Source organism: Rhizobium cauense (assembly GCF_019511525.1).
Classification (GTDB): domain Bacteria; phylum Pseudomonadota; class Alphaproteobacteria; order Rhizobiales; family Rhizobiaceae; genus Rhizobium; species Rhizobium cauense.
Window position 1 is genome coordinate 427116 of the sequence record NZ_JAEUAT010000004.1, and the last position, 22977, is coordinate 450092.

The 22977-nt window shown below is 58.1% G+C and carries 19 protein-coding genes; 11 read left to right on the plus strand and 8 right to left on the minus strand.

Annotated features, from left to right (window positions below):
• The first annotated feature begins 33 nt into the window (after window positions 1–33).
• The gene (locus tag JNB88_RS10465; RefSeq protein ID WP_220355398.1) at window positions 34–1113 is read left to right on the plus strand and encodes an ABC transporter ATP-binding protein; all 1080 of its coding nucleotides are present in this window, start codon (window positions 34–36) and stop codon (window positions 1111–1113) included.
• The gene (locus JNB88_RS10470; protein ID WP_220355399.1) at window positions 1106–1957 is read left to right on the plus strand and encodes a glycerophosphodiester phosphodiesterase; all 852 of its coding nucleotides are present in this window, start codon (window positions 1106–1108) and stop codon (window positions 1955–1957) included. Before JNB88_RS10465 ends, JNB88_RS10470 begins: the two co-directional genes overlap by 8 nt.
• Here JNB88_RS10470 and JNB88_RS10475 read toward each other — a convergent pair.
• Together JNB88_RS10475 and JNB88_RS10480 are read right to left on the minus strand one after the other, a co-directional pair.
• Entirely contained in the window at window positions 1948–2784 is an 837-nt protein-coding gene (locus JNB88_RS10475) for an inositol monophosphatase family protein (RefSeq protein ID WP_220355400.1), read from the minus strand. The two genes, JNB88_RS10470 and JNB88_RS10475, sit on opposite strands and share 10 nt — an antisense overlap.
• Before the next feature lie 76 nt (window positions 2785–2860).
• On the minus strand, window positions 2861–3457 hold the full coding sequence (locus JNB88_RS10480; RefSeq protein WP_220355401.1) for a L,D-transpeptidase: 597 nt from the start codon (window positions 3455–3457) through the stop codon (window positions 2861–2863).
• Between the two features lie 691 nt (window positions 3458–4148).
• On the opposite strand from JNB88_RS10480, the gene JNB88_RS10485 reads away from it, so the two are divergent.
• The 3 genes from JNB88_RS10485 to eglC are packed head-to-tail and all read left to right on the plus strand — an operon-like array spanning window position 4149 to window position 8686.
• The gene (locus JNB88_RS10485; RefSeq protein ID WP_220355402.1) at window positions 4149–5897 is read left to right on the plus strand and encodes a type I secretion system permease/ATPase; all 1749 of its coding nucleotides are present in this window, start codon (window positions 4149–4151) and stop codon (window positions 5895–5897) included.
• Window positions 5897–7198 (plus strand): HlyD family type I secretion periplasmic adaptor subunit, encoded by a 1302-nt coding sequence (locus JNB88_RS10490; RefSeq protein WP_220355403.1) that lies wholly within the window; start codon window positions 5897–5899, stop codon window positions 7196–7198. The genes JNB88_RS10485 and JNB88_RS10490 overlap by 1 nt, the downstream gene beginning before the upstream one ends.
• Window positions 7199–7255: 57 nt before the next feature.
• A complete protein-coding gene (eglC, locus tag JNB88_RS10495) occupies window positions 7256–8686 on the plus strand; it encodes an endo-1,3-1,4-beta-glycanase EglC (protein ID WP_220355404.1) in 1431 nt (476 codons plus the stop codon).
• Window positions 8687–9022: 336 nt separating this feature from the next.
• Here eglC and JNB88_RS10500 read toward each other — a convergent pair whose 3' ends face one another.
• Window positions 9023–9235 carry a hypothetical protein gene (locus JNB88_RS10500; protein WP_037129730.1) on the minus strand — a complete coding sequence of 71 codons (213 nt, stop codon included), beginning with the start codon at window positions 9233–9235 and terminating at the stop codon, window positions 9023–9025.
• A gap of 187 nt (window positions 9236–9422) precedes the next feature.
• A complete protein-coding gene (locus tag JNB88_RS10505) occupies window positions 9423–10499 on the minus strand; it encodes a glycosyltransferase (protein WP_220355405.1) in 1077 nt (358 codons plus the stop codon).
• A 427-nt stretch (window positions 10500–10926) separates the two neighbouring features.
• Here JNB88_RS10505 and JNB88_RS10510 point away from each other — a divergent pair, with 427 nt between their 5' ends.
• Together JNB88_RS10510 and JNB88_RS10515 are read left to right on the plus strand one after the other, a co-directional pair.
• Entirely contained in the window at window positions 10927–11706 is a 780-nt protein-coding gene (locus tag JNB88_RS10510) for a WecB/TagA/CpsF family glycosyltransferase (RefSeq protein ID WP_220355406.1), read from the plus strand.
• 21 nt (window positions 11707–11727) lie between these two features.
• Entirely contained in the window at window positions 11728–12597 is an 870-nt protein-coding gene (locus JNB88_RS10515; protein WP_220355407.1) for a DUF6492 family protein, read from the plus strand.
• Here the strand turns inward: JNB88_RS10515 and JNB88_RS10520 are convergent.
• From JNB88_RS10520 to JNB88_RS10530, 3 genes are all read right to left on the minus strand, one after another.
• Window positions 12594–13529, minus strand: a complete 936-nt coding sequence (locus JNB88_RS10520) for a glycosyltransferase family 2 protein (protein ID WP_220355408.1) — start codon at window positions 13527–13529, stop codon at window positions 12594–12596. The genes JNB88_RS10515 and JNB88_RS10520 overlap by 4 nt on opposite strands.
• A 94-nt stretch (window positions 13530–13623) precedes the next feature.
• The gene (locus JNB88_RS10525; RefSeq protein WP_220355409.1) at window positions 13624–14985 is read right to left on the minus strand and encodes an O-antigen ligase family protein; all 1362 of its coding nucleotides are present in this window, start codon (window positions 14983–14985) and stop codon (window positions 13624–13626) included.
• Window positions 14978–16459, minus strand: coding sequence for a GumC family protein (locus tag JNB88_RS10530; RefSeq protein ID WP_220355410.1), 1482 nt, complete (start codon window positions 16457–16459; stop codon window positions 14978–14980). Before JNB88_RS10530 ends, JNB88_RS10525 begins: the two co-directional genes overlap by 8 nt.
• A gap of 202 nt (window positions 16460–16661) precedes the next feature.
• Here JNB88_RS10530 and JNB88_RS10535 point away from each other — a divergent pair, with 202 nt between their 5' ends.
• The 4 genes from JNB88_RS10535 (at window position 16662) to JNB88_RS10550 (ending at window position 21698) form a co-directional block, all read left to right on the plus strand.
• On the plus strand, window positions 16662–17744 hold the full coding sequence (locus JNB88_RS10535) for an endo-1,4-beta-xylanase (RefSeq protein WP_220355411.1): 1083 nt from the start codon (window positions 16662–16664) through the stop codon (window positions 17742–17744).
• Window positions 17741–19159 (plus strand): oligosaccharide flippase family protein, encoded by a 1419-nt coding sequence (locus JNB88_RS10540; protein ID WP_220355412.1) that lies wholly within the window; start codon window positions 17741–17743, stop codon window positions 19157–19159. Before JNB88_RS10535 ends, JNB88_RS10540 begins: the two co-directional genes overlap by 4 nt.
• A 132-nt stretch (window positions 19160–19291) precedes the next feature.
• Window positions 19292–21079 (plus strand): serine aminopeptidase domain-containing protein, encoded by a 1788-nt coding sequence (locus JNB88_RS10545; RefSeq protein WP_220355413.1) that lies wholly within the window; start codon window positions 19292–19294, stop codon window positions 21077–21079.
• A 259-nt stretch (window positions 21080–21338) separates the two neighbouring features.
• Window positions 21339–21698, plus strand: coding sequence for an SPW repeat protein (locus JNB88_RS10550; protein ID WP_220355414.1), 360 nt, complete (start codon window positions 21339–21341; stop codon window positions 21696–21698).
• Window positions 21699–21774: 76 nt separating this feature from the next.
• Here JNB88_RS10550 and JNB88_RS10555 read toward each other — a convergent pair whose 3' ends face one another.
• The gene (locus tag JNB88_RS10555; protein WP_220355415.1) at window positions 21775–22905 is read right to left on the minus strand and encodes a calcium:cation antiporter; all 1131 of its coding nucleotides are present in this window, start codon (window positions 22903–22905) and stop codon (window positions 21775–21777) included.
• Between the last annotated feature and the right edge of the window lie 72 nt (window positions 22906–22977).

Sequence of the window (22977 nt, forward strand, 5' to 3'; positions counted from 1 at the left end):
CGTTGCGGCGGATGACGCCAGGAAGGGCTTCAGATGGCACGCTTGACCATCAATGGAATATCCAAGAGTTTCGGCGCCACGTTTGCGGTCCGCGAAATTTCCCTCGATGTGGAGGACGGAGAACTGGTCTGCCTGCTTGGTCCTTCAGGTTCAGGCAAGTCGACGTTGCTGCGCATGATTGGAGGCTTCGAAGCGCCGACCGCGGGCAACATTCTGATCGATGCAAGAGATGTTACCTCACTGCCCCCCGAAAAACGTCCCACGGGCATGGTGTTCCAGAGCCATGCCCTTTGGACCCATATGGATGTCTTCAACAATATCGCATTCGGTCTCAAGCTCCGCCGTCTCCCAAAAAGGGAGATCAGGGAGCGCGTCGAGCAAGCACTGGCGCTCGTTGGCCTCGCGGACTACGGCCAGCGCATGACATCGCAGCTTTCCGGCGGACAGCAGCAGCGAGTGGCGCTTGCCCGTTCGCTCGTTCTCGAACCAAAGATCCTGCTCCTCGACGAGCCATTCGCCAGTCTCGATCAGCACCTGCGGGAGCGGTTGCGTGAGGAGGTGCGTGACATTCAACAGCGACTTGGCATCACGACGCTCTTCGTGACCCACGGACAGGATGAAGCGCTCGCGCTCGCTGACAGGATCGTCGTGATGCGCGATGGCGGCATGGAGCAGATCGCTTCGCCCGATCGCATCTATCGCGAGCCTGAGACAGAGTTCGTTGCCGGGTTTATCGGTTCCATGAATTTCGTTCGTACGACTATCAGGGATGGTTTCAGTCAGCATCAAGCCTTTGCGCTCCCTGTCCCCGTTTGCGACGGCGAGGTCGTCCTGGCTGTCCGACCCGAAGCTCTGTCGCTTGTCGCGGCAAAGGGCACGGGGACCGGCATTGTCCATCGGAGCATCGACTTTGGTACCCACAAGATTGTTGACGTGGATCTTACTGATGGAACGAGGGTGAAGGTCATGGCACCCAGTAATAGTGGCTGGACAAAAGGGGCCGCGGTAGAGCCGGTGGCCGCCGCCTTCCGGGCATTCAGGGACAACCGGCTTGTTTACGAGACCTCGGCCGTGTCAGCTACACATAACGATCGGATGTTCGGACATGCTTGAGGGCCGCGGAATTGCAATTGAGCAAGCCGGGCATCGGACCTGGCTAAAATGGCACCGAGGACACCGATTTGCCGGTGACATATCCTTCACAGGCGAACGCATTGTTGAGGGGTTGGAACTCGGCGCTAGCGTGGAGATCGATCTTGTGCGCTTCGCCGGTGATGGTTTTGTTGTCCTGCATGACGAGACATTGAATGCTGCGACAACCGGTTCCGGCCCGGTTCGCGAGGCGTCGGAGGTGTATTTGCGTGACCTCCATCTTCGCGATCCTTTCGGCGCGCCGAGCAGACACAGGGTTATGCTCCTCGATGATCTGGGGCGGCTGCTCGCTCAAGTCAGCAGATCGAGGAAAGCTGGACTGCAACTGGACCTCAAGGAAACATCGTACGCCATTCGCGACAGGGACGTAGCCGCATTCGCGGCTGCCATTTCCCAGGTTGCCGATAAGGTTATCCTATCAGGCGGTGACTCGGTCGCCGTTGCGCGGCTCTCTGAGGCTCTGCCTGACATGGCAATCGGTTACGATCCTTGTCACGACGGCGCCATTGAACGGCTCATGGAAACACACGATTTCACTGGTTTTGTCGCAGGCGCTGTGCGCGCCGTTGCGCGTGCTCAGATGATCTATCTCGATCGTCGATTGGTGCTTTATGCCGACCAGGCAGAATATGATCTGATTGGTGCTTTTCATGAGGCGGGACGCCTTGTCGACGCTTACACCATCAAATCCTCTGTGCCATCCGTCCTACCCACGGTCCGGCGCTTGCTGGAGTTGAAAGCCGATCAGATCACGACCGATGATCCGGTAGGCCTGGAAAGACTTTTAATGGAAGATCAGACCTGAAAGCCCTCTACAAGCCAGGAGTGGAGAAACGCGGTCGCGGCCAGTATGTCTCCGGTTTCGGTGACAGGTCCGCCATTGAACGCTGAAACAATGCCACCTGCCTCGCGCACCAGCAAGGCGGATGCGCCGTAGTCGTGCAGAGACAATCCATCCTCAAAGAAGCCGTCCAGCCGTCCACAAGCGACATAGGCGATCGACAGCGCAGCCGAACCCAGGCGCCGCACGCCTGCGGTGGTTGCCATCAAACGCTTGAGCGCAGCGAAGTAAACCTCCTCCTGCACGGCCTTGAGTTGACCCGGGATCGGCAGGCCTGCGCCAACAAGGGCATTTTCCACGCTCCCTGAGCTGACGCAACGGACCTGTTCGCCGTTCAGATACGCACCGCCCCCAGACTCGGCGCTGAAGAGTTCGTCCAGCATAGCATCATAGACGACGCCCGCTACGACCTGGCCATCTTCGACGATCGAGATTGTCATGCCAAAATGGGGAATTCCCCAGGCAAAATTCGTTGTCCCGTCGATGGGGTCTATGTAGATGATCGGGGCGCCATTCTCGGCAGTGCGATTGCCGACAGCTTCCTCACCCTTGATCGCGTAAGACGGAAAAGACCTGCTTACTGCGTCGACGATGATCTGCTCAACGGCAATGTCCATCTCTGTCTGATAATCTCTCGGTGCCTTGGCGATCAACTCGCTATCAAGGCGGCGGCGCAGCGAACTACGTGCTTTGGCACCGCCGAGGAGGATGGCGTCAGCCAATAGGGCGAGACGGGGCGAAGCGTTGGGTGAAATTCGGGGGGACACTGGGAAGGAATCTGAAATGTACATCGTTGCGCGGTGATGACAGAGCTGCGTGACGCTTTGATGACTGATGCGTCCAAAAAAATCGCTAGAGCTTGCTAAGTTACTGTACGATCACGCGTGTTCCGGGCTGGACCATCTCGTAAAGTTCCTCGACATCTTCTCGATACATGCGAAAGCAACCACTCGATGCGTTGGTGCCGATGGAGGATGGATCATTTGTGCCATGGATACGCAGCAGACCGTCGGCAAGGTAGATGGCGCGTGTGCCGAGTGGATTTGCAGGCCCCGGTTCGACCACTGCGGGCAGCTTCGGGTTCTTTCTCCGCATGCTGGCCGTTGGCCGCCACTCCGGGTGTCTACGCTTGGAAGTGACATGAGTTGTACCAAACCATTGCTTTCCCTCGCGGCCGACAGCAATCGGGTAGGCAAGTTGCTCGCCTCGAGGCGTCGTATAGACAAGGGTGTGTTCGCGGGTGGCGATGACGATTGTTCCTCTGCCACTCCTCGTTCTTTGTTGACGCTGCGGCGCTGGCTCGCCGTAAAAATAGTCAGGGGGCGGACCATATGGTCCATACGGATCGTTATAGTAGCCTTCGCTGCCGCGGTAGTCGTAGTCGTCATATGGCCCCCAGATCTGGGCCTGCGCCTGGAAGGCAATGAGAAAAAAAGCTGTCGCAAATAGAACCAGGAACTTCATTTCCGCTATCCGCTTGTTTTGCAAGCAGATAGCCGTGAAATCTATGGCGGCATTGTGGCGGACAATTGCACCAGCCGTGTAGCACGACCCCAGTGTTGGGCACTGCGTCACGCGCTGTGGGAAAGTAGATTTGTCGTCTTCACAAGTCGATGCCGGATGCGCGCGGGTGCCATACGCAGAATATCGGATCAGTTCTATGCTTTGTTCCGGTGTTTGCTAATAAAGATTTTGCCGATGCAACGCGCTACTTCGCATTGCCCTTCCAGAGCCTGGCTTGCTGCGCGGCTTTTGAGTTTCATTCCTCGCCAACCGGCTGGCTGGCGCAGATCATCCGGCGTGAGATCATGCTCCTCTAGTCCCAGATCAATCTTGCGCCCGTGATTGAAGCTCAAATCGAACCGCGTGCGCAACCATCACTTTATAGTAGTTAAAAAATGCTCGCGCAGGTCATAATCGATGACCGGGTGACGACAACGCCGGACTGCAAAGGGGACAGTGTCTTAACGTCGCAACTTGGCGGTAACTTCGGGTTTAACAGCTGGTTTGGTGAGTTAGCTTTCGGTGGAACAACAACCGCTCTTTATGGTCGTCATGCGCCCCTTTTTGGCTCAGTCTAGGCAAACCCACGACCCTCCCGGATGACCGGTATCAAGCGACGGCCGCGTCTGGGCGATGATCCAAAGGAGCCCATTTGTCTGAAACCAGATCCGTTTCACCGTTGCGGCCGCAGAGTGGCCTGCTTTCGTACTTGCGCGCAGGAGCCATCGGAATTGGTGTGACGAGTTGTCTCGTCAACATCCTGGCGCTCACTGGTTCGTTCTTCATGCTACAGGTCTATGACCGTGTCATTCCAAGCCGGAGCTTGCCGACGCTCGTCGGACTGATCGTCATTGTCTTGGCCCTCTTTGTGTTCCAATGGCTGCTGGATCTCACGCGATCCCTTCTCCTGGGGCAGATTGGACGGAGCGTGGACGAGCGCCTCTCTGGCCGCGCCTTTCAATCGGTTGCCCTGTCAGCATCGCGCAAGCCGTCGCCAGGAGACGGCTTGCAGACGATCCGCGATATCGACTCAGTCCGTGGCTTTCTCTCCGGTCCGGGGCCTGCAGCGCTGTTCGATCTGCCCTGGATGCCTTTCTATATTGCACTGTGCTTCCTGTTTCATACCTGGATCGGTGTGACGGCCACGGCTGGCGCTCTGATACTGATGGGGCTTGCGTTACTTGCGGAACTCAAGTCACGGGCGCCGACAAGAGAAACAGTCACGATGCTTGCCGAGCGCATGGCGTTTGCCGAAACGGCCAGACGCAATTCGGAGGCTATCGTTGGAATGGGGTTTGCATCTGCGCTGTCGGAAAGGTGGACCGAGATCAATGGGCGTCATCTCGACAGCCAACTGCGGACTGCAACCCTGATCAATTCGCTGTCAACGCTGTCGCGGTCTGCTCGCATGGTGCTGCAATCTGCAGTACTTGCGGTTGGCGCCATACTGGTTATTCGCCAGGAAGCGACGGGTGGCATTATGATTGCCAGCTCTATTCTCGTCAGTCGCTCACTTGCTCCAATCGAGCTCGCCATTGCGCACTGGAAGGGATTCGCCGCTGCGCGGCAGGCCTGGCGACGGCTTGGACCGGAGATCCTATTGAAGGAGGACACATGCCGTGGCGTTGCGCTCCCTGCGCCGATGCAATCGTTGACGGTCGAAAACCTTCACCTTGGTGCTCCCGGCTCGAAGATGCCGATCATTCGAGGACTGTCCTTCGATGTCAGAGCCGGTCAAGCCGTTGGGATCGTCGGTCCGAGCGCCTCGGGCAAGTCGTCGCTGGTGAGGGGCATCGTCGGGCTGTGGCCGGCCTTTGCGGGCGATATCCGACTAGACGGGGCGTCGCTTTCCCAATGGTCGCCGCAGGCGCTCGGACGAAACATCGGCTATCTGCCGCAGGATGTCTCGCTGTTTCAGGGGACCATCGCAGAGAATATTGCTCGCTTTGATCCGGCAGCGCCCTCAGAACTCATCATTGCCGCGGCCAAGGCTGCGGGCGTCTACGACATGATTGTTGGCTTTCCCGATGGGTTCGATACCCGGATCGGCGAGCAGGGCAGGGCCCTGTCCGCTGGCCAGCGACAACGGATCGGTCTCGCAAGGGCGCTCTATTCTGATCCCTTCCTCGTCGTACTCGATGAACCGAACTCCAACCTTGACGTGGAGGGTGAAATGGCTCTGGCAGAGGCCATTGGGCGAATTCGATCGCGCAATGGTGTGGTGCTTGTGGTCGCCCATCGCTCAAGCGTGCTTTCCGTGGTTGACAAAGTGCTGGTGCTCGAAGGTGGTCGCGCGAAGGCGTTCGGCCCCAGGAGGGACGCGTTGAGGGCGGCGACGAAACCTGCGGCAGCTACCGGTTCCTTCGTGCGACTGCTACGCGCCAGCGGGGAGGGGGCGTAATGAAGGTGCGTGTTGTGACATCGGAAGGTGCTATCCGTCGCCTTACATTGGTGGCTCTTGCGCTTGGTCTCCTTCTTGTAGGTGTCGTTGGAGGGCTAGCATCAGTGATCCAGATCAACGGTGCGGTGATCGCCCAGGGAACGCTGGTTGTCGACAGCTACGTCAAGCCGGTGCAGCACCAGAAGGGTGGGACGGTTGGTGAGGTTTTCGTCCGAAACGGCGACCGCGTAAAAGCGGGCCAAACAGTTGTTCATCTGGACGATACCCAGACCAGGGCAAGCCTTGCCATTGTAACGCGACGGTTGATGGAACTTGCAGCGCGAACTGCCCGGCTTTCGGCGGAGCGCGACGGCAGTGATGCAATTGTCTTTCCGGCGCTGGTCACCGCCGCAGCTGCCCAGACAGCATCACTCGTCAGTGGCGAAAGGCGCCTGTTCGAGGACCGGCGTGCGTCCCTCAGTGGACGCCGGGCGCAACTGCGGGAGCGTGTCCAGCAGCTCGAAATGCAGGCCGAAGGCCTGGGCGCTCAAGACGACGGAAAACGTCGCGCTATCGGGATTATCGAGAAGGAATTGGCTAGTCTCGAGCCGTTGCTTCGGCAGGGCGCCATACCGGCGACGCGGGTCTTCGCCTTGCAGCGTGACGCAGCCGACCTGACGGGCGAACTCGGCAGCCTCGTCGCCTCGACGGCTGAGGTCAAAGGTAAACTCGCGGAAACCCAGCTGCAGATCATCCAGGTGGATGACGATCACCGCAGTGAGGTTTCTGAGCAACTAAGGCAAGCTGAGAGCGACAGTGGCCAATACGTCGAGCGCCAAATTGCCATTGAGGACGAGCTGAGACACGTCGACATCAAGGCGCCTCAAGACGGTATCGTCCACCAACTCGCCGTTCACGCAGCGGGAGCGGTGGTTTCGCCCGGTGAGGCGATGATGCAGATCGTGCCTGACCATGATCTGCTAACGCCCGAGCTCAGGCTGTCGCCGCAGGACATCGATCAGGTTGCTGTCGGTAAGGACGTCAGCCTGCGGTTCTCCGCTTTCAACTACAGGGCGACGCCGGAACTGAGTGCGCGCGTGTCCTCCGTTTCGGCAGATCTGACGACGGACACGCATTCCGGGCAATCCTACTACACCGTTCGGATTGCTGTGCCGCAGGAGGAATGGAAAAGGCTGGGGAAGCTGAAGCCAATAGCGGGCATGCCCGTCGAGGCCTTCATTGAAACCGGAGAGCGGACAGCACTCGGATACCTTGCCAAGCCGTTTGCGGACCAGTTGGCCCGCGCATTTCGGGAGGAATAGTTGCAGCCACGGGAGGAGAGAAACCGTTGATCCGCATCAAAACCAAAGGAGATGATAATGGCAAAGTCGATAACGAATGCCGTCGGCCAACCGCTTTACTATAGTGGCACCTCAACCGCATGGTTTTCTGCCACCGGCTCCGGCCCGGTGCTGAACGGCACATCAGGCAATGATTCCATATGGGGTGACAGTTCCGTCAACGTGACCATGCATGGGGGAACCGGCGACGACATCTACTACCTCTATTCGGGCATCAATCGCGCCGTGGAGGCGCCTGGTGCGGGTGTCGACACGATCAGCACCTGGATGAGCTATACGCTGCCTGAAAATTTTGAGAACCTGACTGTGACTGGCAATGGGCGCTATGCGTTCGGAAACGCGCAGGACAACATCATTTCCGGGGCGTCCGGAAGTCAAACGATCGATGGCCGTGCCGGAAACGACGTGCTGATTGGCGGCGGTGGCGCGGACACATTCATCCTTACCCGAGGGAACGGAAGCGACCTGATCGTCGATTTCAGCAGTGACGATACCGTCCGGTTAAACAGCTACGGGCTTTCATCCTTTCAGCAGGTTCTGGCCCATACCACTCAGGAAGGCGCCAATCTCAGGCTCGATCTTGGTGGTGGTGAGAGCGTCGTTTTTACCAACACGGAGATTTCGGACCTTCAGGCCAGCCAATTCCAGCTGACCCTGGACCGTTCCCACCTTGCCCTGACTTTCGCCGACGATTTCAACAGCCTATCGCTGCGCAATGGAGATCAGGGAACGTGGGATGCGAAATTCTGGTGGGCGCCGGAGCGAGGGAGCACGCTTTCGGGCAATGGCGAACTACAGTGGTACATCAACCCGTCCTATGCACCGACCGCAGCGGCAAATCCGTTCTCGATCAACAACGGCGTCCTTACAATCTCCGCAGAGCCAGCCTCGCAAGCAATCCAGTCCCAGATCAACGGCTATGACTACACGTCAGGCTTGTTGAACACTCATTCTTCCTTTGCGCAGACTTACGGCTACTTCGAAATCCGGGCAGACATGCCGACCGAGCAAGGTGTGTGGCCGGCATTCTGGCTCCTGCCTGAAGACGGCTCCTGGCCGCCGGAGCTCGATGTCGTCGAAATGCGCGGGCAGGAGCCAAACACGGTCAATGCCACCGTTCACACCAATGAGAGCGGGGCGCATACGATGACGTCATTTCCCGTGAAAGTGCCCTCCACTGACGGGTTCCACAACTATGGCGTCCTCTGGGACGAGGACCATATAACGTGGTACTTCGACGACGTCGCTGTCGCCCAGACAGACACCCCTGCCGACATGCATGACCCCATGTACATGCTAGTGAATCTTGCCATTGGCGGTCCGGCAGGGACACCTGCCAACGGTCTGGCAAACGGTTCGGAGATGCATATCGACTATATCAGGGCATACGCGCTCGCAGACAGTCCGGCCGCTGCGACCGCAAGCTCGGGTACCGACTGGCACATCTGATGGAAACAAAATTGGCGGAGTTGCCATAGTAGCTGCGAGCGGTGCCGGCGTGGGCTTTCTTTTGCCTAGGTCGATCCGCTTTGATATCGCGAACGCCTATCGCGCAGGCGTTCGCGATATTGTTCCTATCCGTTCGAGCTTCTGTCGAGGGGAACTCAAGTCGACGGAGGGCGATATGGTGTTATATCTTTTTCACACGGCAAACCGGTCGTGGACGGAGGATGGCGTGCGCGATGAGGTGAATCGGCTTAGCCGTCACTGGTGGGCAAACGAGTAGCCCTCCCGACACAGCGTGGCCGGGATGCCAATCAGCCGGCTGTCGGTCCACTTCCACGCTTATGGTGAGTTGATCGACGGTAGGAAAAACTCGACTTCACGCCGTCGATGCGCCTCCAGCGCTTCGACGCGGTCATGCCAAAATTGTTCGGCGGCAGGTGGATCCGCCTCCCACGCCCGCACTGTCTGCAGATTGTCATCGATCTTTACGCGTCTCTTGCCTCCGAGCCGGAGATATTCCTCCGCAAGCTCGCGGCCTTCCGTCATTTCCATCTCGGATCACATCCCTTCTGATGGTTACACGACACATTCCGCCGCTAACATGAAAAACGCTCACCAAAAGATGTTGTTCCCCGGCTTAAGCGATAATGGCGGTCGACCAAACTTGAGCGCAGATTTCGTCGCGATGGATGGTTCTCGCTAATTCCTTGTGTCCCATTGCCCGTCAGCCTGGCTGCGGTCAGCGATCCGTGGTGTTGCCGTCAATAATGTCGATGACGCTGTTCCATAGCGTGTCGACCTCAGCCATCGCATCAATGGGTACTATGCCTCCTCGCGCTGCTTCCAGCACAGCGTTAGCCATCGCGCCGACATCGGCTTGTGTTTCGACCAGGCGAATTGCGCCGCGGTCAATCAACTTCTGAAACAGGCGATGGTGGTTAAGGGCGTCATGGCGACGCGGCGCATTGACGACAACAGGCTTTCCGGAAAAGCTTGCGGCAAGCACGCTTGCCCGGCGTGCCGTCAGCCCCTCCGAGAAGAGATAGCAGAATACATCGATCTGTCTGAAAATACCGAACAGTTCTTCGGCATTTGCAACGTAGCCCGTGACGATCACCCGATCTGAAATGCCAAGCTGCTCAGCCAGCGCGTAGAAATCGCGCTCCACGTTGTCGGTTCCGCGAATGAAGGAACCGACAAACACGACGCCAACGTCGTGTCCAAGTGCCAAGAGGCGGGCTGCAACCTCTAGAACGGCCGTGGACTGCTTCTTCGGATAGATCGAGCCGAATTGCCCGAGCATGAACCGCCCGGCCTTTCGCTGCTCTTCGAGTGACCGAGCCAACGCTCCCTCACGCAATGCCACTGGTAGCGCAAGATTGGGAGGAATGGGTATGATGCCGCGCCGACCGGTCGAGAGGGCAGACATTCGGCTTCTGGCGTATTCCGCCGCCACTTCTGGGGCCGAAAACAGGATCCGAGACGACATCATAACAACCGGAGCCAAGACGAGGCGTCGCTTCCAGTCGAGAGCGTCCCACTCGTGCAGCACGATGGCAAGCTGTTTGCGCCGCAGGCGCGTGACGAGAGCCGCGGCGATCGGTTGCAGCAGTTTTCTTTTCCAGGCAACAACAGGAAAATTGATGATCGCCGCATCTGCTCCATCGAGTGCAGACTTCAAACGCAGGGTATCACCGTCCAGAACGTGCTTGGCTCCGCGGTTCCCGAGCCGCGAAGCGGTTTGCCGGGCAAATTCCTCAACGCCGCAGGTTTGGGCAGCGTCAGAGACCAATGCGAGATAGCGTTGCTTGGGCATGCGGGACCTATGTGAGCAGGACGAACGGCGGCAGAACCGCATCGTGTAGATACCGTCTTTTGGTAAAGGGCGGCTTACAATTTCCGGTCATCCGCCGTACCGGGGCGCCTGTGCGGCTGGTTGGGTCGGAGTTGATGCTGGCAAAGCCGGATGGAAATCGTAAAACCTGGTCGTGCGACAAGTCACCACGATTGCTCGGAATGGTGGTGTGCCTCGATCCCAAGCAAAAACAGTAGGATGTGTGGCTCGCGATCATCAATCCAGCCAAGTTGCACACGCTGGCGATGTGCAGCAGAGGTTAACTATAGCGCGAGGTTTTGCAGCGATCACTCATCGAAACAGCTAATGATCGGCTTGAACCGATGCCTGTTTCGAAGGTGCGTGAATGGCTAGACATAGCAGTGCGTCAGCCCATCTGAGTTATTCGATGACTGAGTGGCCGACGAACAGGCTCGGAAGCCTGCCTATTGTGCGGGCCGGGATGGAAGATTCGGCAGATGCCTTCGTTCGCCTGGCGTTGGAGCGCAGGGGCGCCGGTGGCCGGCCCTTCTATTCCACTTCGGCAAACGGACAGGTCATCGCACTCTGCGAGCAAGATTCCAGCTTCCGCACAATGACCCGACAGGCCGACCAGATCCATGCCGACGGCATGTCGGTCGTACTCTTTTCGAAACTCTCCTCGACCAATCCACTCCCGGAGCGTGTTGCCACGACGGATCTCGTGCATGCGGTCGCTGCGCGTGCGGCGACGGCCGGCGTAAGTTTCTATTTTCTCGGCGCCAGCGAAGAGGTGAATGCCCGCGCAGTCGAAAACATGGCCAAAGCCTATCCTGGGCTTCACTTTGCCGGCCGTCGCAACGGCTACTTCGATCGTGCAGAGGAGGATGCAATTGTCGAGGCAATCAATGCGGCGGCTCCAGACATCCTCTGGATCGGCTTCGGCGTGCCTCTCGAGCAACAATTCGTTGTTCGCAACATCGACAGATTGCACAATGTCGGATTGATCAAGACCTCTGGTGGCCTTTTCGATTTTCTCGCCGGAAGCAAAAGCCGAGCCCCACAATGGATGCAGAAGCTGGGACTAGAGTGGCTCTACCGCATGCTGCTTGAGCCACGCCGGCTGGCCATACGCTACCTGACCAGTAATCCAGTCGCCATCTATGCCATGCTTCGACATTCGCTGCGGGCCATGGGCAAACGCAATTAACTGATGCAAGGAAGCGCGACGATGGGCCCTTCGATCTCGCTCATCACACCGAGTTATCGCGGCGACCTCGACAGTTGCCGGCTGCTCTGTGACTCGATCGACCGCTATGTGACGGGCTACGACGTACACTACATCGTGGTAGGTGACGAGGACGCCGAGGCATTTGCCGCTCTCGAGGGAGAGAGGCGCCGTGTCGTCGTCTCTTCCAGCTTGTTTCCGCCTCTTTGGCCGCTGCCGAAATGGCGCGGTCGTCGCTACTGGTGGGCGCCATTTCTCCGCTTACCAATCTATGGATGGCACCTCCAGCAATTGCGCAAGATCGCCATGACGTTGGCGCAGCCAAGCGAAAGGGTGATGTGCATCGATTCAGACAACTGCTTTTGTCGTCCGCTCGACCTGAGTTTGGCTGCAACGGCACCCAGGCTTAGTCACTATGTTGCGCTTGGTGATGTCAATCAGTCGCGGCCAAGCCATGTCCGGTGGTGGCAGAATGCGCACAGGTTGCTCGGCCTGAGCACCCCATCACTGCCTGGCGACGACTTCATCAGTCAGATGGTGCTTTGGGAGCGCAAGTCGGTTGAGGCAATGACGAAGCGTATCGAACGCGCAAGCAATCTGCCCTGGTGGCAGGCAATGGCGCGCATCAGGCACTTTTCAGAGTACCTAATCTATGGCGTTGCTGTCGCGACCGATGCAGAGCTCGCCGAGCGACATGAGCGCGTCTCGCAAAGCCCCTGCCTGACCTACTGGCAGGGGCCGGCTCTCGACGGAGCCGGGCTTGCCGCGTTCGTGAAAGGATTGCGGGCTGACCAGACGACCATCGCTATCCAGTCGCATACGCGCACGCCAATCGAAGTGATCCGTGAGGTTGCGCTAGGCTCAGCGACCTAATTGCTTGCGCGGTACGGGGTTGGCAGGAAGCCAAGGCTCGCCAATGTGCGGCCAAGCGATACCAGAAGCGGATGGCTTGCCGGCAGCAGTCGCCAGGTTCGAATGAATAGCGCGATCGACCTTAAACCGCCGGCGCCGAGGCTGAGACCGTTCTTTGCAAAGACATGTACTGCCGAAGTGCTGTGAATCCGATCGATCACATAGTTGATGCTGCCTGTTCGTAGGGAGCGCGTCATCAGAAAGCGTGCCGAAACGCGTTCCTTGGGGACAAATTCCCTGATAACGGCTTCGGCGCACCACCACGTACGGAAGCCTGCCTTACGGCACCGCGTAAAGAACTCCATATCGCCGCCGCCAAGAAAGTTGAAGCGAACATCGAAGAGTGGCGATTCGAGGCCCGCAAACACTCGGCGGCGTATGAGGCAATTGCCAGAGCCGTGGATTTGCGCAATGGCCCGTGTGGCTCCTTCTATAGAGCCAAAGAGCAGATGCTGGGTGACGGCGTCGGAAACGGGGACCTCGAACTGCCTTACTACAGGTCCGCCCACGATATCGGCGCTCTCACGCCGAGCGGTGTCGACAATCGCGGCGAGCCAGCCTGGAAGAGCCATTTCATCGTCATCGATCATCAGCAAAAATTCGGCTTCCGGAAAAGCTGTCAAAGCTTCGCCAAATGCTCGATTGATGGCGTGACAATTGCCCTGCTTTTCTTCTGTGAAAATCAGGAAAGGAACGTGCGTGGTGTCGAGATAGTCTTTGGCTTGCCGCGCGCCGGCCGGATTGCTCCCGTCATTGTCGACGACGACTATGGCAAAGCGAAAATTGGTAGCTTGAGCGACGACAGATGTGAGAGTTCGTATCAGCCACGTCGGCCGCCGAAACGTCGGGATGCAAATAACAGCCTCAACGGATCCCTTGCTTTCCTCAATCATGCAAACCTCGATCAGCGACATGATATTGCCCGCTGGCGGCGGTGAAGCTGTAGTCGCGTTGCGGGCATTCTACAATCAGCCGTTAAGGACGAGGTTAACGGGGTTTTCCGAAGGGTGTCGAATTGATCGGAGACACTGGTCGAGCGGTGGCATTCAGTACCGGCAGGGCAGGTGCGCTATTGAGAAGACCTGCATTGGCCTGCAATCTCAAGCCGAAGACGGAGACAAGCATCGTAAACCAGATTGGCCCGCTGTTGCCAAAGAAAGGGCTCTCCAGGCAGGCGAGAAACAGAGAGAATAACCAGATACGCAAAAAAAGGCGCGTCAATACAATATCGTTCTTGCCTGCCAAAGCGCGACGCGCGTAGCCGACAGGTAGGATCACCAGCCAGATAACTGTCATTATGAGGGCGGGAACACCACCATTGATGAGTTGCTCGACGTAGCCATTGTGGGAGTTCGCGGCCGTGACCGCCCAAGTGGTCATGGCTTGTCCACTGTTGAAAAGTGCCTCCGTCTGCCAGAACGACTGGAAGCCGTATCCGATAATCGGTCGGTCGGCAATCGCAGAGAGAGCTAGGCGCCAGATCGAACCGCGATCGGTAAAGGTTGGGTCGATCCCTACAGCGGAAAGTAGGCCGCTGAAGGTCGGTGATACCGATGCTGTCAGCAAAATACCGTTTAGTCCGATCAGCCCGCCAACCAGAACGAGCGTGCCGAGCTTCGGCCAACGTTCGAATATCCAGGCAAGCAGCAGAATTGCAGGGAGCATCGCTGACGAGGTCTTTCCTCCAGCATGAAGAACGAAGAACGCTGCCGCCAACGCCATCATGAGGCCCAGTCGGGCATATTCACTCCTGGCGATGTAGAGGCTGAAGAACACAGCATAGACCATGGCAGCGGCGGCAACGTTCTTATGGCCGAAGTGGCCGCGCCAGTCACCGGCGAGCGACTGCTCCAGCGCATCCGATGCCTGATGAATCGAAAGACGTGGCAGGGCAAGGATACCGAAATAGGAAAGTCCGACCGCAAAGATCAGGCCGACGCACATCAGTTTTGCGAATTGCGTCTCGTTCTTGGGAATAAGGAGAACAGCATTGCTGCAGAGGCAGACAAGGATCGCAAAGACAATGCGCCTGAATGCTGCGCTCGGATCGCCTGCGAAGAGGCCGGTGAAGAGCAGCCACAGTAGCAGGCAGATCAGCAACCCGTGCGGCCGAAGCAACAAATGCCGCGCGGGATTTTGCAGCACCGCGACCAGCACCACGCCTGACATCGCGATCACAATCAACTGATTGAGCAGGTTGGAGCTTCCGCCATAGGGAGTGGACAGGCTGGCGGCGTTTGGATCGGGGAAGGGGTTCAAACCAATCCAGAAGTAGCTGAAGACAGCCAGGAAAAGCACAGCGGCAAAGAAGGTGCCCTTGCCGGCGGTGTTAGCCCCTCCGTCACTCATCTGCTTTGGTTCGGCACTGGAGGAGCCGGCGATAATCTCGCCACAAGCCCGAGAGAACTGCGAACGCAAGGCCAAGCCCAAGGCCGCCAATAGCGCCCGTACCCGCGAGGACGTAGCCACGCGGCGGGAAGCTGCGCGCCGTCGGTACGACTGCCGGCGAAACGATCCGCACGTTGGTCGTGTCGATTTGCTGGCGCTCAGCGGCTTCGCCGGCCCGCGCCATGAAGGCCTCATAGACGGTCGCCTTTGCGCGTGCCTCACGCTCCAGTTCGCGAAGGTGTATCTGCGCGGCGGTATCCTGGAAGACGGAGGATTTCATCTGGTTGGCTTGCGAGTTCAGCGCCTCGAGAGCCGATCGCGCCTGATCGAGTTCCGCCTTGGCAGCTTGCACGATGCGTGCCGTCTCGGCGTCGATCTGCCCCTCCAGTGCCCGCAACTGCGGCTCGAGTGCGACGATCATTGGATGACGAGGTCCAAGAACCGCAGACTGAGAGGTGACGCGCTGGCGCAACGTGGAATATTGTGTGCGCAGCATTGTCATTGTTTCGGACTGCAGCGCCGACGCATTGAGGCGGTTCTTCGGGTTGGTCGACACAAGCTCGTTATAGCGCGATTGCGCCTGGATCAGACGGGCCTTCGCGTCGACCAACTGGGTGTTGGTCTGGTTCGACATCAGGCTGCTGACCAACTCCCCTGAGCTCGACTGCAGGCCCTGCTCGCGTTTGAAGGACTCAACGGCGGCTTCTGCCTTTGCGACGTCGGCCTTTAGGTCTCCAAGGCGTGCAAAGAGCGAGCTTGCCGCCCGACCGGCACCCTCGGATTCAGCTCTGGCAAGCTCTTCCTGAAAAGCGGTCGCTATGGCGTTGGTGATGGTCACCGACTTTGCCGGGCTTTGCGTCCACACGGCCACGTTGACGATAAAGGAGCGCTCATCGCGTCGGGCTGTCACGCGTTTTGCAAGCGCACGAAGCGCATCGCCAGCGGGGTCCTGCGACGCCGGCGAAACGAACTCCGGATCGGCTTTGAGCTTCAGGTCGTCAATCACGCGCGTAAGGACGTTGCCGGATGTCAGGACACGCAGCTTGCTCTCAACGTCGAGCAACTGGGTATCTCGCTGCATGCTCTGTGAAAAGATGTCGTCGGCAACGACCCGAAGGTTCGATGGATCGACCAGCAAATCGATGCCGGCCGTGAAGCGTGGCTTGACCACGAAGACGACCGCGTAGCCGGTGGCCGCCCCGAGGAAGGCACAGACCACGATCCAGACAAAGCCGCCACGCAACCAGTTAAGGACACGCGCTAGGTCAAGCTGGAAGAGTTCCTGGAAGACTGCAGGGCTATGGCTTTCCCGCGCAGGGGGCTCGGCAACTCTCAGCACGGGTCGTGGGATCGCGGCGGCGTTCTCATCCCGGCTCGCTGTCCAGCCACGCGTACTGACGACCGGAGTTTGATGGCGGGGAGCGGCTTCGTACATGGCGGCGAGATCTGATTGACATGGCGCAACAGCGCAAACTAATGGTTAAGAGACCTGATTTTCCTTAAGTATCCATTAATGGCAATTTCGAATGCCGCGTGCGCGCGTGGCAAGGTTTCGCTAGAAAGCAGACAGGCGAGGCTCTGTCCGCATGCGCGGTCGAAACCTGCTCCATTTAGACCCAATCCAAGGATGTTCATTCATGCGCAGGCGGGATTTTGTTGTCGGCGCACTTGGTGCTGGACTGGCATCTTCCGGCGGGTTCGATCCTTTCGTCTGGAACGCCTCAACCGCTAAGGCCGCAACAGCCCGAGGAAGGGTCCCCTATGGCGCGGCGGTGCGTACGGACTTGCTCGATACAGAGTTCGATTACAAGGCAGCGATCGTTGACCGTTGTCAGCTTGTCGTTGGTGAGGGCGGACTAAAATGGTTCGACCTGCGTCCGAGCCAGGAACAATTCGTGTTCGATCAGCCTGACCGTCTGATCGATTTCGCCGAAAAGAATGGCATGCAAATGCGTGGCCACACACTTGCATGGTACGGAGCGATGCCTGAATGGACCAAGACGATCGCCAGCGCGGCCGAAGCCGAGCGCGAGCTTGTCCATCACATCACCACAGTTGTCGCACGCTACCAGGGGCGGATCCCTAGCTGGGACGTCGTTAACGAGGCCATTGCAGAATATCCAGGGGACGGTACACCGATCCGCGATTCAATCTGGCAGGAGCGGCTCGGCAAACGCTACATCGAGCTGGCGTTTCGCACCGTATCGGCGATCGATCCCACAGCCCAGCTCGTCATCAACGACTACAACATCGAAAACCCGACATCGCAATGCCGTGATCGGCGTACCGCATTGCTCGACCTGCTGCGTGACCTCAAGGATCGCGACGTGCCTGTTCATGCTGTTGGAATCCAGGGGCACCTTCCAGGGGACCTCGAAATCGACAAGGACGGCCTGTCGAGGTTCATCGAGGAAGTGAAGGGAATGGAACTCGAGGTGCTCGTGACGGAGCTCGACGTTATCGACAACAAGCTGCCGGCTCTGGAATATGATCGTGACCAGATGGTTGCCGCGCGTGCGCGCGATTTTCTATCCGCGATCTCTGACGTGACGCGGCCGAGCGCAATTCTTACCTGGGGCATCACCGACCGGTACACGTGGGTTCCGATTTGGTTCAAGCGCGATGACGGCAGGGCCAACCGTCCGCTGCCGCTGGATGCCGCCTGCAGACCGAAGGCGCTGATGAAGGTCATCAACGAATTCACGCGTGCGGCCGAATGATGGTTCGTCAGATCTCGGCATACATGATCGCAAACGCCGTTTCCGCATTGTTCGGCTTTGTTTCAGTCGTCCTCTTCACACGCATGCTCAGCCCGCACGAGTACGGCATCTACGTCGTGGGAACCGGCGTCGCCGGCGTGCTTTCGACCTTGCTGTTCAGCTGGATAAAATTCTCGGTGCTGCGCTTCGATTCCGAAGGCGGATCGAAAGATGTACGCACGACCGCGCTTTGTGGCTATGCGGCTTTGGTGCTTTTCAGTCCTCTCGTCATCCTTGCGACGTGGTTGATTGCCGAGGATGCTTCGGCCTATGTCGTTCCCGCAGTGTTCGTGGCATTCATGGTTGGGCTCTTCGAGTTCGTACAGGAAGTCTTTCGCGCGCGACAACAGACCAGCGCCTATATGTGGTCAGTCATTCTGCGGGCTGTGCTGACGCTGTTGTTTTCCTTTGGCCTGGTGATGATGCTTGGGATGGGTGGGCAAGGCCTACTCGTCAGCGTGGCCTGCTCCTATCTCGTGACACTTCTGGTCTACGCGCCGGGTGTGTGGCGCCGGCCCCGCCATCCCTTCGATGCGGGCATGTTGAAGGATATGCTGCTATTTGGTCTGCCAATGACCGTTTCGTCTTTCATTTTTGTGCTGCACACCGTCCTCGACCGGATAATTATTGTGACCTATCTCGGCGAGACGGCAGCGGGCGTCTACGGCGCGGCGGCTGATCTTGTCAGGCAAATCATCCTGTTTCCTGGCGTTGCAATTGGATCGGCAGCGATTCCAGTTGCAATACGTCTCCTGGCTCAGGACGGCCACAAGGCAACAAATCGACACCTGCTGGAAACGACGGAAATTCTGTTGACCGTGCTGATGCCGATGGTAGTCGGGCTGGGTCTGGTGGCTCCGGGTTTCGCGAGCTTGATCCTTGGGGCTGAGTTTCGCGATGCGGCCGCCGTTCTCATTCCGATCCTTGTGTTTGCGTGGCTGTTCCGTTCGGTTTCCTATCAGTTCGTGCATGTCAGTTTTCAGCTGGCGAAAAAGCCGAGCCTGATGGCGGCGCAAGGCGTCATCATCCTCGCGATCAATATCATCGGCATGTTCGTACTCGTTCCGCGTTACCAACTTGTTGGCGCGGCTTGGGCTTTGCTGATCGCTGAGGTCGGAGGAGCGTTTGCCGGATACTTCCTGTCCTATCGCGCTCATCGCTTGCCATTTGAATTTCGTCCAATCGCCAAAGTCGTTCTAGCCACCGGGACAATGGCGGTTCCTACTTACTTCGTGAGTAGGCATCAGGTCGGGAATGCTCTCTTCGATCTGGCAATGCCGATCGTAACTGGCGTCATCGTCTATTCGGCAGCGGCATTTGCCCTCAACCTTGCAGGCGTGCGCACGGCGCTTACAAGGCGGTTGCGACCAGCCTGAGAAGAGAACACGTTTTCGTGAAAGTCGCGCGGACTCAAGGAGTCACTAGAGCTTGTATAGATTACGCTAATTCTTGGAACCTAAAGTATCTGGTTGGGGCGTAATACGCAGGGCGTACGGGGGATCAGGATTGTGAGCGGTATCGAGACGAATTTTGACGAAGGAAGGGCGCGTCCAGCCTCGCAGCCGATCGTCTTCGGGTCGCATATCGGCTTGTTTGAAGAAGCTAAAGAAGGCGGGCGCGACATGGCTGTGCTTTTCCTCAATCCTTGGGGAATCGAGGAGATGTGCACGCGCAAATTTTATCGGATCCTGGCAGAACAGCTTGCAGACATCGGTGTCTCAAGCTTGCGCTTCGATTATGCTGGAACAGGGAATTCGCTTGACGATACTTCAGCAGAAGGCGGCTTGTCGGTGTGGTCTGACCAGGTCGGCAAGGCAGCCGAGGAGCTTAAAAATCTCTCGGGTGCCAGCAACCTTGTCTTTATCGGGCAGGGGATCGGTGGCAGCCTTGCGCTCATTGAGGCCGGTTCCAAGGCGTCGCCTGCGGCGGTCGCACTTCTCGCGCCGGTCTTGAAGGGACGTGTCTATTTGCGGGAGCTCTCGTTGTATTCAAGGTTGATCGACGACGGCCTCGGCATCAAGGCGGAGCTGCGCGAGCGCGACCCCGGATCGATTGCGGGCCTAACCATGCCACGCGCGGTCGCCGAAGACCTGAAGGCCGTCGACCTCAATCGCGTGGAGGTCCGGACAAACCTGGACATTTTCCTGGCCGAGCGACCAGGCTTGGAGAGCGACAATTCGTTTCGAGAGCACCTGCAGGCCGCCGGCTGTCATCTGCGGGCGTCGGCTTTTTCGGGCTACGACGCCCTGGTCGCCAATCCGCTGAATCAGGAAATCCCGGACGACCTCGTCGATAATCTCGTCGTCTGGATCAAATCGCTATCACAGTATAAGCCGCACGCCGCGTTGCCGAGCAAGAAAGCTGGAATGACCGCATCGGTTCATTCCGCCGGGATTCGCGAAACAGCCGTGCGCTTTGGCCCAGATCAAAGGCTCTTTGGAGTCCTCTGCGAACCGACAGAAAATTCCATTGGCGTTAGCGCGCTAATACTCACAACCGCATATGATCATGCAGCAGGTTGGGCCCGCTCGTCGGTCGAGCTTGCCCGCCAACTGGCGAATGTCGGGGTGTCGTCGTTGCGCTTTGACAGTGCCGGCGTCGGCGACAGTCCGCCCGTAGCTGGGCGACGGAGACAGGTCCTTTACGACGAAGCGCAGATCGCCGACGTGGAAATGGCACGTGACTTCATTGAGGGCCACGGCGGAAGCGAGCGAACCATACTCATCGGGCGCTGCAGTGGAGCCTACGTCGCCTTTCGTGGCGTGCTTGCCGATCCGCGCTGGGATTCCTGCATACTGATCAATCCAGTTGCATTCCGGTGGCGTTTTCGTGGTCTGCCAAAAACGCTCAAGGCGTATATGAAAAATGCGCTCGATATGGACACCGTTCGTCGACTTTGGGCAGGTGGCGTCGACCTGACCGCGGTCACCAAGAACATTTCAGTGCGTCTCGTTGATCGAATGGCTGGCGGGCTTTCATTGGTCTTTGCTCCCGCAAAGCCGATCGTACAACTGACGGGACATGTGCACCGCGACTTTCAGACGCTGGCTGATCGAGGCACCTCACTTACAATTATCTATACTGAGGGCGACGAAGGCCAGGAGATGTTCCGGACAAACTTTGGAGATGCGGGAGAAAAGCTCTCGGCCTATTCCAATGTTCAATTGCATCTTCTCCCAGATGCCGACCACAATCTGACGCCGAGGCCGGCGCGGGAGAAGGTGATCGAGCTTGCCAAGATGCAAGCCCGCTCCCTTGGCGACCATTACAGTAGCAGGCGAGCAGCTCAGGGCTGAACCCGATCTGTTGGTGCAGCAAATCCGACCTGTTCTCCTGGGGGGGCACGCGACACCTTCGCCAATTGCTGCCGCATGAAAACGGTCAGGGCTGTGTCCTGTCTAAATCCTGATCCTATACTTTCAAAGGAGAATGGCGGCGGCAACGCATAAAGTATTGTTCGGGCTTGTCTTGAATAAAAGAGCCTGCCTCACCAAATTATATACTTAAGCGCGAAGTTCGCGCGATGCCTGGTAAGCTTCATATAGGGAGGTCATCATGGCAAATATTCTGATGGAAGGAAGGAAGAGGCAGGATCTGGTTAATCTGGTTCTGGCTGTGTGTCTGTTCATATCGCCCTGGGTCATGGGCTTTAGGCCCGAGACGATGGCTAGCTGGAACGTATGGCTCGTTGCCATAGTGCTTGGTGCGCTGGCGACAGCCGCACTGTCCGTGTTCGCCGAATGGGAGGAATGGGCAAATCTCGCGCTTGGCGCCTGGTTGATTGTGTCCCCCTGGATACTCGGTTTCGCAGCCAATGCGAGCGCAATGTGGACGGCTATGGTCGTCGGCGTGCTCGTTGCCGCAGTGTCGCTGTGGGCCCTTTGGGATGTTCACCATCCGCACGCTCACGCTTAGCGATTTGGGCGGACAACACTGGCGGCGGACATGTGACGCGTCCGCCGCTCCAGGATGAAACGGGTCGAAGTCAACCTCATCCGGTTTCGAATATCAGCAGGAAATAGGCAACGAACAGGACTAGATGCACCGCCCCCTGCATGAGGTGGGTACGTCCGCTGGCGAAGGTGATGATGCTCAGCGCCAGGGTCAATACGAGCATTACCGTGTCTGTGCGCTCCAGTCCCAGCACGACTGGGTGGCCGGTGACATGACTAATGACTAGCATGGCTGGTACTGTCAGGCCGATGGTCGATAGAACCGATCCCAGGAAGATGTTGACCGACCGCTGCAGATGATTGGCGACGGAAGCACGAACGGCACCGATTGCCTCAGGGGTTGCGACGAGAATGGCCATGATGACGCCACCCAGTCCTATCGGGGCGTGAAGTGTCTCGATGAAGTAGTCGATCGGCGCAGCCAATTGGTCAACCAGAAACACCACGAGTGCCATGTATGCGACGAGCAGCATAACCGGGAGCCAAAGCGGGCCTTCAGTTGCTTCGCTGTGGTTTGGCGCCTCGCTGGCGTCGTCGATAAAGAAGCCTCGGTGACGTCCGGTCTGCAGGCTCAAAAAAATGATGTAGAGACCGACAGAGATGACGGCGAGGACCGTTTGCTGAACGGACGAGTAGCTCGGCCCGTTTGCTGGATGCGTAAAGTCTGGCATGATCATGCTCAGGGTTGCCAGAGGCACGATAACCCCGAGATAGGCATTAGCGCCCTGAAGGTTGTGGTGTTGCTCGTGCCGCCGCCAGCCGCCGACCAGCAGAGATAAGCCGACCATCCCGTTGAGGATGATCATCACGACCGCGAAGAGGGTGTCGCGAACCAGCGTCGGGTTGTTTTCGCCGTGCGACATCACCGCTGTAATAGCCATGACCTCGATCGACGTGATGGAGAGCGTCAAAATCAGGGTCCCATATGGTTCCCCCAGTCGTTCCGCCAGGTAGTCGGCATGACGCACGACCGACAGCGCACTACCAAGTACGACGGAAAACAACCAAATGAAGATGAGGGTCAGCAACAGCGGGTTGTCAAGCAAACCAAGTAGAATGTCACCGTAGACGAGGTATACTACGCTCGTCGCTATGCTGACAGCGAGCAGCCACTCGCGACGGAAAAGCGCCAGGGTGGGGCGCAGCGGTGCTGCCACTTCCGGGTTCATTTTTCGGCCTCCCATCGTCGGTTGATTGAATACGCCACAATGTGGCTCATCAGTCTACCGCTACGCGTCTGG